Genomic DNA, 9,260 nt, shown 5'->3' on the forward strand with positions numbered 1-9,260 from the left:
TTGTGTAAAAGTACAGAATTAGTACCTAAATAGTTGGTTTTGTTACATAAAAAACCCACCCTTATTTAGAACAAGGATGGGAAAATATATTTTAATTTTCTTGTTAAAAAACTAAGAAAACATATCTTTTACTTTTTCAAAAAAGGACTTATCTGATTTTTCTGGATTTGGAGTAAAATTTTCATCTCCTATGTTTTTCTCAAAAAATTCTTTTTGCTCCTTGTTCAATGTTTTTGGAGTCCAAACATTCACGTGAACTAACAAATCACCATTACCATACCCGTTCAAACTTGGAATTCCTTTCCCTTTTAAACGTAGAATTTTACCTGATTGAATTCCCTCTTCTAATTTAATTCTTACTTTTCCGTTTACGGCTTCAATATCTTTTGAAACTCCTAAAACAGCTTCGGAAAAACTGATGTATAAATCGTAATGTAAATTTTCGCCTTCACGTTTCAAGTACTCGTGTTCAATTTCTTCGATAGCAACAATCAAATCACCTGGAATACTATTTCCTGGTGCATCGTTTCCTTTATTAGAAACTTTTAATTGCATTCCGTCAACTACTCCTGCAGGGATTTTAATCGCTACTGTTTCATCTTCCTGAATCATTCCTTGTGAATCTGCATTGGCAGGTTTCTTATCTAATAACTGCCCTGTACCTCCACAAGTTGGACAAGTTGATGCGGATTGCATTCTTCCCAAAATTGTATTTGTTACACGCATTACTTGTCCTTGACCATTACAAGTCGAACAGGTTTTGTATGAGACACCTTGAGCTTGAACTTTACGTTTTACTTTTACTTTTTTCTCTACACCATTGGCAATTTCTTCCAAAGTCAATTTGACTTTGATTCGTAAGTTGCTTCCCTTAGTACGACGAGGACCACTACTTCTACCTCCACCGAATCCGCCGCCGAATCCGCCTCCAAAAATATCACCAAACTGACTGAAAATGTCATCCATATTCATTCCGCCATGACCACCGCCATAACCACCAGCACCATCAAATGCTTGATGTCCATATTGATCGTACTTGGCTTTCTTTTGAGGATCACTCAAAACTTCATAAGCCTCAGCAGCTAATTTGAAGTTTTCTTCGGCTTCCTTATCCCCTGGATTTTTGTCAGGATGGTATTTGATAGCCGCTTTTCTATACGCTTTTTTTATTTCTGAAGCATCTGCACCTTTTGAAATACCTAATACTTCGTAAAAATCTTTTTTCATATTTTTAAATTATATGACTGGGTTTAGTTACCAATAACAACTTTTGGGAAACGGATAATTTTATCTCCTAATTTGTATCCTTTCTCTAGAACATCTACAATTTTCCCTTTCATTTTGTCAGACGGCGCAGGAATTTGCGTAATTGCTTCAGCAAAATCTGCATCAAATGCATCTCCAGCTTTCACTTCAACTTCCTCTAATCCTTTACCAACTAGAGTTGATTTTAATTTTTCGTGAATTAATTCTACCCCTTTCACCAAAGACTCATCACCTGACTTACTGATTTCAATCAATGCTCTGTCAAAATCATCCAAAATAGGAAGCATTGCCAATAACACTTCTTGATTAGCTGTTTTAAACAACTCAATACGTTCTTTTGAAGTTCTTCTTTTGTAATTTTCAAATTCAGCAAATAAGCGTAAAAATTTATCTTTTTCTGCCGCTAAATCTAAGGCTAATTGTTCTTCAACAGGTAATTCTTCGACACTTGCTTGTTCTTCATTTGCCTGCGTTTCCACTGGTGTTCCTTCTATTTCTTGATCGATTTCTGTTTTTTCAGTAGTCATAGTACTTGTATTTTTAAAAATATTCTTAAACTTCATTTTTATTTGTTTTTGGATTGCAAAAGTACTGCCAAATCTTCAAAAATGTCAAATTGTCACCTTTGAGGCAGAACTATTTATGGAAAATTAATACGGAATTTAGCATCAACCCTCTTTTTGGTAGCCTAAAAAATTTAATAAAATTTTAAGACTGTTTAGTATACGATTAGAGTAAGTTTGTATTCGAAACAATTCACTATTTTGGATTGACTTCCTAGATTGAAATTAAGGTTCGTTTCTAAATAATTATTAATTCAGTAATACCTTATTGTAGAAAAAGCTTCGTTACCATCAAACGAAGCTTTTTTTTATGATAAAACTTTTTTCAGTTCCTCTAAACTGAGTGATTTCTGTTCTCCCGTTTGAAGGTTTTTCAAAGTATAGGTATTCGAATTCATCTCTTGATCTCCGGCCATTACAGCAAAAGGAATACTTCTTTTATCAGCGTGTTGAAATTGTTTGGCCAACTTAGCGTTGTCTGGATACAATTCTACTTTTATTCCCGATTGGCGCAATTCTTTAATCGCTTTCATAGCGTAAAACGCTTCATTTTCGCCATAATTAATAAACAATGCTTGCGAAGTTGCGGTAACTGTCGTTGGGAACAATCCCAATTCTTCTACGACCAAATAAATACGGTCTAAACCAAAAGAGATTCCCACTCCACTCATATTTTTTAAACCAAAAATACCCGTCAAATCATCGTAACGACCACCACCACCGATAGAACCCATAGCTACTCCTGCTGGTGCTGCCACCTCAAAAATAGCGCCTGTATAATAATTCAATCCTCTTGCCAAAGTCACATCCAAATCTAAAATAGCAGTTGCTAAACCAAGAGCTGATACTTTATCACAAATAAAGCGCAATTCTTCTACCCCTTTCATACCTTCAACTGAATCCGCTAATAAACCGGATAATTGATTGATTTTATCCGAAAAAGTTCCCGTAAAACTAAACAAAGGTTGCACCTTAGCAATAGCCGTTTCCAAAATCCCTTTCTCCATCATTTCTTTTTTTACTCCTTCTTCGCCAATTTTATCCAGCTTATCCAAAGCCACTGTAAAATCGATTAATTTATCCGAAGCACCAATCACTTCTGCAATTCCAGAAAGGATTTTTCTATTGTTGATTTTAATAGTTACCCCATTCAAACCTAAAGCAGTAAATACCCCATCATACAATTGAATTAATTCTACTTCTTGCCACAAAGAGGTCGAACCTACTACATCGGCATCACATTGAAAAAATTCTCTGAAGCGGCCTTTTTGAGGACGATCGGCTCTCCAAACGGGTTGGATTTGGTATCTTTTAAAAGGAAATTCAATTTCGTTTTGGTGTTGCACCACATACCGGGCAAAAGGCACTGTCAAATCATAACGCAAGGCTTTTTCTGAAATACTTGAAGTCAATTTTGTACTGTCTTTGGCTTCCAAATGAGTTGCATTGGCTTTTGCCAAATAATCTCCTGAATTCAAAATTTTAAAAATCAAGCGATCTCCTTCTTCACCATATTTTCCCATTAAGGTTTCGGAATTTTCAAAAGAAGGGGTTTCAATCGGTTGAAAACCAAATTTCTCAAAATTACTTTTGATCATTTGGAGAATATACTGACGTTTTGCAACCTCTGTAGGTGAAAAATCTCGAGTTCCTTTTGGAATAATTGGTTTAGATGCCATTTTTAATTTACGATTTACAATATATGATGTACGATATACGATATACGATATTTGATGTGCTATTTATTATTTGAATTTCTAAATACTGAAATGCAGTGCAAATATCTTATTTTTAAAATAAATATCCGCTCTTCTAGAGCAAACTTGTAACAAAAATTGTATTTTCGTGACAAATTGGTACTATGCTAAATTTATTCAAAGAAAACGTTAAGATTGCAATTGGTTCAGTTCGAACTCAATTGTTGCGTACCATACTAACCGTATTGATTATTGCTATTGGTATTACAGCCTTGGTAGGAATTCTTACTGTAGTGGCTGCACTAGAAAATACTCTTTCAGCTGATTTTGCTTCTATGGGCGCCAATACCTTCAACATCAATCAATACGAGAATACAACTCGAAACAGAGGAAATGAGGAACGAGAAATTATCAATCCAATTATTTCCTATCCTGAAGCCGTTGCATTTCAAGACAAATTTAAATACCCTTTTACAGAAACTTCCCTTTCATTTACTGCTACATCAAGAGCAGAAGTAAAATATGAAGCTAATGAGACAGATCCTGAAATAAAAGTAGTTGGTGTAGATGAAAATTTTATTCCTAACTCTGGTTTAGAAACTAGTTTGGGTCGCAACTTCAACGGATTTGATATTGATAACAATACGTATGTATGTGTTGTGGGGTCTGATTTTGAAAAAGGTTTGCTCAAAGATGTAAACCCTATAAATAAAATTATTTCAATTCGTGGCGCTAAATTTAAAGTTATCGGAGTATTGAAAGAGAAAGGATCAACTTTTGGAAATAGCCAAGATTTACGAGTTTTAATTCCAATTCAAGTGGCTCGTTCTTTATTTACAGCACCTAATATCAACTACAGTTTGAGTGTAATGGTGAATAAAAAAGAACTGTTAGAACAAGCTATTGATAATGCCACCAGTACAATGCGACGTGTTCGAAAATTGAGCCCTGTAAAAGACAATAATTTTGGTGTAGTACGTTCCGACGATTTGATTAACCGAATCTTGAGTATTACTCAATACCTTGGATTAGCCTCTTGGCTTATTGGGGTAATTACTGTTTTAGGCTCATCCATTGCTTTAATGAACATTATGATTGTTTCGGTAACAGAAAGAACCAGAGAAATTGGTGTCCGAAAAGCCTTAGGAGCTAAAAAATCAACTATTGCATTTCAGTTTTTCATAGAAACCTTATTAATAGGACAATTAGGTGGATTAGTCGGAATTGTTTTTGGAATCTTAATTGGTTTCGGAATTGCAACTGCCATGGACTTTACCTTTGTTATTCCTTGGGGTGCGATAATGGCAGCCTTCATCACTAGTTTTATTGTGGCAATCGTTTCAGGCTTATATCCTGCAATTAAAGCAGCGGTATTAGATCCAATAGAAGCGTTGCGCTACGAATAAAGCCATTTGCGATTTACGATGTTGGATTTACGAAAAATCGTACGTCTTAAATCGCACATTGAATCATTCTATCATTACCGTAAATATCTTTTCTAAGTACGGTGCCTTTGAAACCCATCTCTTGAAGTAAATCGAACGTTTCTTGACCTAAATATTGGTTGATTTCAAAATACAATTGACCATTCGGACATAGATTTTTCTTTGCTAATTGCGCAATTTTTCTATAAAAAATCAAAGCATCATTATCTTCTACAAAAAGTGCTAAATGAGGTTCGTTGTCCAAAACATTTTTCTTGATTTCTTGTTTTTCCAAATGACGTACATAAGGCGGATTCGAAACAATTAGGTCAAATTGCTGAACTAAATCTTCGGTTTCTAAAATACTTTGATGAATGAACTGAATAGCAACTTGATTTAATTCGGCATTTTTTTGTGCTGTAGCCAAAGCTTTGTCGGAAACATCTAAAGCAAATACTTCCGCATTGGGTAAATTCTTAGCTAACGAAATGGCAATGCAACCACTCCCCGTTCCGATATCCAGAATTTTGAACTTTGAACTTTGTCCCGAAACTTCGGGATTGAACTTTGTCCCGAAATTTCGGGATTGAATTATCCAATCCACCAGCTCTTCCGTTTCAGGTCTCGGAATCAAAACATTGGAATTGACTTCAAATTCTAATCCGTAAAAATGAGTAGTGCCTAATAGATATTGTACCGGAATTTCTTTTTTTAGTTGTTCCAAAATCAAATTCCATGTTTCCAATTCTGCTTTCGAAAAAACTAAATCAGGTTGCAAAGCCAAATCCACCCGCTTTAGTTGATGTTTAGCTTCTAAAATGAGATAGAAAAAACTCTCCGCCTCTCCTGCATCATATAGTGGAGTCAGTTCTTGAATAAATTGGTCTCGGTAGTGTTTAATAGTCATGTTTTAAGAATCAAAGTAGTTTTACAAATCTTGCAACATCCAAACCGGACAACTCGTATGTCCAGTGCAGCCCATTGGCGCATCTAGGTATTCAAAACCTGATTTTTTATATAATTTTTGTGCTGCATGCATGAACGGCATGGTTTCCAAATAACACTTTTCGAAACCAAACTCCCTAGCTGATTGCAAACAAATCGCCATCATTTCGCTTCCAATTCCTTTCCCACGAGTCTCTGGTAAAAAATACATTTTTTGCAATTCGCAAATGCTTGGCGCTTCATTTTCCAGAGGAGCAATTCCGGCAACACCCTTAATTTTTCCGTCATGTTCTACAACATAATATACAGATCTAGGTTTATTGTATTCTTCGTACATCAAATCCAAATAAGGATCTTCGTAAGCAGTTCCTACTTTGGGAATATTCAATTCGTCAAAAACTGCACGTATTAATTCAGCTACTGCCGCATTGTCTTTTTTTTCGATTTTCCTGATAAGCCAATTCTCCATTTGTATAAAAGCTAATTTGAAAGGCAAAAGTAACTATTGTTTATTACAATTTTCGAAACTTACCTCATAAATAGAAAAGCTAAAAAGTAGTACTTTTGTATTATGAACAATCACGAATACTTTATTGCTCGTTGCATCGAACTCGCCAAAAACGGTTTTGGAACTACCTATCCCAATCCGATGGTGGGGAGTGTGATTGTATATGATGGTCAAATCATTGGCGAAGGGTGGCACCGAAAAGCAGGCGAAGCTCATGCCGAAGTCAACGCCATACGTTCTGTAAAAGACCCATCAGTATTAGACAAAGCAACTATCTATGTAAGTTTAGAACCTTGCAGTCATTTTGGAAAAACGCCTCCGTGTTGCGATTTGATTATTGAAAATAAAATTCCGAATGTTGTTATTGGCACAGTCGATTCTAATATAAAGGTAGCTGGAAATGGCATTAAACGATTGAAAGAAGCTGGAGCAAATGTCATTGTTGGGATTTTGGAAAAAGAATGTCACGAACTCAACCAACGCTTTTTTACGTTTCACGAAAAGAAAAGACCATATATTATATTGAAGTGGGCGCAAACCCAAGACGGCTTTATTGCTCCTTTAGAAAAAAAAGAACAAAAACCCGTTTGGATAACTAATTCCTATTCTAGACAATTAGTGCATAAATGGCGTGCCGAGGAACAAGCTATTTTAGTAGGAACACAAACCGTGATAGATGACAACCCTCAATTAAACACAAGAGATTGGGAAGGCAACAACCCTATCCGAGTAGTAATTGACCAAAATAATCGCGTTCCAAAAACTGCACACGTATTTGACAATCAATTAAAAACTATCGTGTTTTCTAAATATAATGTGATGCTAGCTTCTGAGAATATCATCTACGAATCAATTGATTTTCAACAAAATATAGCGCAACAAATTCTGGAACGATTGTACCAACACCAAATTCAATCGATAATTATTGAAGGAGGCGCTCAAACATTGCAGACTTTTATAGATGCCAATCTTTGGGATGAAGCACGTGTTTTTATTGGAAAAAGTCAATTTGGCAACGGAATAAAAGCACCTATATTAAATACGGCCCCGTCAAAAAAAGAAAAAATAGGAACCGATGAATTACTAATAATTAGAAATTATGATTGATACTATTATTTTTGATTTTGGAGATATTTTCATCAATTTGGACAAACAAGCCACTATTGATGGTTTACAACGTTTGGGTTTAACTTCTTGGAACGAAGATTTAGACCAATTGAATATATCTTTTGAAAAAGGGCAAATTTCAAAAGAGAACTTTTTGCTTGGAATTCAAAAACATATCCCTAACGCCTCGATTGAGGAAATTTTAGCTGCTTGGAATGCTGTTTTGTTGGATTTTCCATTACATCGATTGGAATTTTTACAACTATTATCTCATAAATACCGCCTCTTTTTGTTGAGTAACACCGATTCAATACATATTAATCATTTTGAACAAAGAGAAGGTGCTTCATTTTACGGTGCATTTTACCAATGTTTTGAAAAAGTGTATTTTTCTTATGAAATGGGAATGCGAAAACCCGATACCGAAATCTACACTACACTGATTCGTCAACACGAACTATTACCAAAACACACTTTATTTGTAGATGATAAAAAAGACAATACTGATGCTGCTAAAGCTTTAGGCCTAAACGTTTGGAATCTTCAAGTAGGTCAAGAAGATGTAATTGAACTTTTGGAAAAAAACATAATTTAGACTACAGTTTACCAATTGGAAATCAAAGACACTTATACTACGATTGCACAGGCTACTGATGAAGTTCTATTCAAAGAAAAGAGCAGTAAATTCTTTGGCTATGCCTATCCAATTGAGTCTGAAGAAGAAGTAAAACCGCTAATTGACATTTTACGAAAACAACATCCGCATGCAGTACATTATTGTTATGCGTACCAAATTGGCACCGAAAAAATAAGTTACAGAGCTAATGATGATGGAGAACCTAGCAATACTGCAGGAGCTCCCATTTATGGACAAATTCAATCTTTTGGCTTGACCAATGTGCTTTTAGTTGTTGTTCGAATCTTTGGCGGAATGAAATTAGGAGTTGGCGGCTTAATAACCGCATACAAAACCACGGCACAATTGGTTTTAGAAGATGCCGAAATTATTGAAAAAACCATCGATATTCATTTTTTGATTTCGTTTGACTACAAAAACATGAATAAAGTGATGCGTGTAATCAAAGAAAAAAAGCTAGACATCATAAATCAAACGATGGAAATCGAAGATACTGGAATTGCAATTGGAAAAATAGAAATCAAAACTCGAAAAAAAAATGCCGAAATGATTTTCGACATTTTTGATAAATTATTTGAAATCGATATTAAACGCTTATAAAAAAGCAAAAAATCTACGATTTATTACATATCTTTTAGAAGATCTAAAATATAATCTGGAGGAGCAATTGGACGACCTGTTTTAAGGGACACAAAAACCAAAATAAATTCGGCAGTTGTTAATAACTCATTCAATTCATTATATATCTTACAATCAAATTCTATCTTAACAGAAGACTGGCTTTTGAAAGCTGTATGAACAGTGAGTAACTCATCGTATCGCGCTGACTTTTTATAATTAATATTCATAGAAACAATTGGAAGTGCAATTCCTTCTTCTTCCATTTTTTTATACGAAACTCCCTTATTTCTAAGCCATTCCACTCGACCCATCTCGAAATAAGGAATATAATTTCCATGATATACTACGCCCATTTGGTCTGTTTCAGAGTAACGAACACGTACTTGAATTTGATGATCTTTCATTATTTATTATTTAATTTTTATTGATTCTAAAAAGCCCTATACAACAATATTTTTACAAAAAAATCTATTGAATAATTTTTTTTTAAAG

At 34.7% G+C, this 9,260-nt stretch carries 10 protein-coding genes; 4 read left to right on the forward strand and 6 right to left on the reverse strand.

Features of this window, described 5'->3' with window-relative positions:
* Positions 1-111: 111 nt before the first annotated feature.
* From dnaJ to hisS, 3 genes are all read right to left on the reverse strand, one after another.
* Positions 112-1,227, reverse strand: coding sequence for a molecular chaperone DnaJ (gene dnaJ, locus LPC20_RS10680; protein WP_229325240.1), 1,116 nt, complete (start codon positions 1,225-1,227; stop codon positions 112-114).
* A gap of 23 nt (positions 1,228-1,250) precedes the next feature.
* The gene (locus LPC20_RS10685; protein ID WP_229325241.1) at positions 1,251-1,829 is read right to left on the reverse strand and encodes a nucleotide exchange factor GrpE; all 579 of its coding nucleotides are present in this window, start codon (positions 1,827-1,829) and stop codon (positions 1,251-1,253) included.
* Positions 1,830-2,137: 308 nt separating this feature from the next.
* Positions 2,138-3,508 (reverse strand): histidine--tRNA ligase, encoded by a 1,371-nt coding sequence (gene hisS, locus LPC20_RS10690; RefSeq protein WP_229325243.1) that lies wholly within the window; start codon positions 3,506-3,508, stop codon positions 2,138-2,140.
* 182 nt (positions 3,509-3,690) lie between these two features.
* Here hisS and LPC20_RS10695 point away from each other — a divergent pair, with 182 nt between their 5' ends.
* Positions 3,691-4,932: an ABC transporter permease gene (locus LPC20_RS10695; protein WP_229325245.1), complete on the forward strand. Its 1,242-nt coding sequence runs from the start codon at positions 3,691-3,693 to the stop codon at positions 4,930-4,932.
* Between the two features lie 46 nt (positions 4,933-4,978).
* Here the strand turns inward: LPC20_RS10695 and prmC are convergent, their stop codons facing one another.
* Both prmC and LPC20_RS10705 read right to left on the reverse strand, forming a co-directional pair.
* Positions 4,979-5,857: a peptide chain release factor N(5)-glutamine methyltransferase gene (gene prmC / locus LPC20_RS10700; RefSeq protein WP_229325247.1), complete on the reverse strand. Its 879-nt coding sequence runs from the start codon at positions 5,855-5,857 to the stop codon at positions 4,979-4,981.
* Positions 5,858-5,878: 21 nt separating this feature from the next.
* Complete coding sequence (locus LPC20_RS10705) at positions 5,879-6,364, reverse strand: GNAT family N-acetyltransferase (protein ID WP_229325250.1); 486 nt, start codon at positions 6,362-6,364, stop codon at positions 5,879-5,881.
* Positions 6,365-6,466: 102 nt separating this feature from the next.
* Here LPC20_RS10705 and ribD point away from each other — a divergent pair, with 102 nt between their 5' ends.
* From ribD to LPC20_RS10720, 3 genes are read left to right on the forward strand one after another with little or no spacing between them, the layout of a single operon-like run.
* A complete protein-coding gene (gene ribD, locus LPC20_RS10710; RefSeq protein WP_229325252.1) occupies positions 6,467-7,510 on the forward strand; it encodes a bifunctional diaminohydroxyphosphoribosylaminopyrimidine deaminase/5-amino-6-(5-phosphoribosylamino)uracil reductase RibD in 1,044 nt (347 codons plus the stop codon).
* Positions 7,503-8,105: an HAD family hydrolase gene (locus LPC20_RS10715; RefSeq protein WP_229325254.1), complete on the forward strand. Its 603-nt coding sequence runs from the start codon at positions 7,503-7,505 to the stop codon at positions 8,103-8,105. Before ribD ends, LPC20_RS10715 begins: the two co-directional genes overlap by 8 nt.
* 15 nt (positions 8,106-8,120) lie before the next feature.
* Positions 8,121-8,747, forward strand: a complete 627-nt coding sequence (locus LPC20_RS10720; protein WP_229325256.1) for an IMPACT family protein — start codon at positions 8,121-8,123, stop codon at positions 8,745-8,747.
* Positions 8,748-8,770: 23 nt separating this feature from the next.
* On the opposite strand, the gene LPC20_RS10725 is transcribed toward LPC20_RS10720, so the two are convergent.
* A complete protein-coding gene (locus tag LPC20_RS10725) occupies positions 8,771-9,172 on the reverse strand; it encodes an acyl-CoA thioesterase (protein ID WP_229325258.1) in 402 nt (133 codons plus the stop codon).
* Between the last annotated feature and the right edge of the window lie 88 nt (positions 9,173-9,260).

Origin of the sequence: Flavobacterium ammonificans, assembly GCF_020886115.1 — a bacterium.
GTDB classification, from domain to species: domain Bacteria; phylum Bacteroidota; class Bacteroidia; order Flavobacteriales; family Flavobacteriaceae; genus Flavobacterium; species Flavobacterium ammonificans.

Coding starts and splice junctions, on each gene's coding strand:
- LPC20_RS10695 (WP_229325245.1), top strand. CDS start 3,691: ATGCTAAATTTATTCAAAGAAAACGTTAAGATTGCAATTGGTTCAGTT.
- prmC (WP_229325247.1), bottom strand. CDS start 5,857: ATGACTATTAAACACTACCGAGACCAATTTATTCAAGAACTGACTCCA.
- LPC20_RS10715 (WP_229325254.1), top strand. CDS start 7,503: ATGATTGATACTATTATTTTTGATTTTGGAGATATTTTCATCAATTTG.
- LPC20_RS10725 (WP_229325258.1), bottom strand. CDS start 9,172: ATGAAAGATCATCAAATTCAAGTACGTGTTCGTTACTCTGAAACAGAC.
- LPC20_RS10685 (WP_229325241.1), bottom strand. CDS start 1,829: ATGAAGTTTAAGAATATTTTTAAAAATACAAGTACTATGACTACTGAA.
- ribD (WP_229325252.1), top strand. CDS start 6,467: ATGAACAATCACGAATACTTTATTGCTCGTTGCATCGAACTCGCCAAA.
- LPC20_RS10705 (WP_229325250.1), bottom strand. CDS start 6,364: ATGGAGAATTGGCTTATCAGGAAAATCGAAAAAAAAGACAATGCGGCA.
- dnaJ (WP_229325240.1), bottom strand. CDS start 1,227: ATGAAAAAAGATTTTTACGAAGTATTAGGTATTTCAAAAGGTGCAGAT.
- hisS (WP_229325243.1), bottom strand. CDS start 3,508: ATGGCATCTAAACCAATTATTCCAAAAGGAACTCGAGATTTTTCACCT.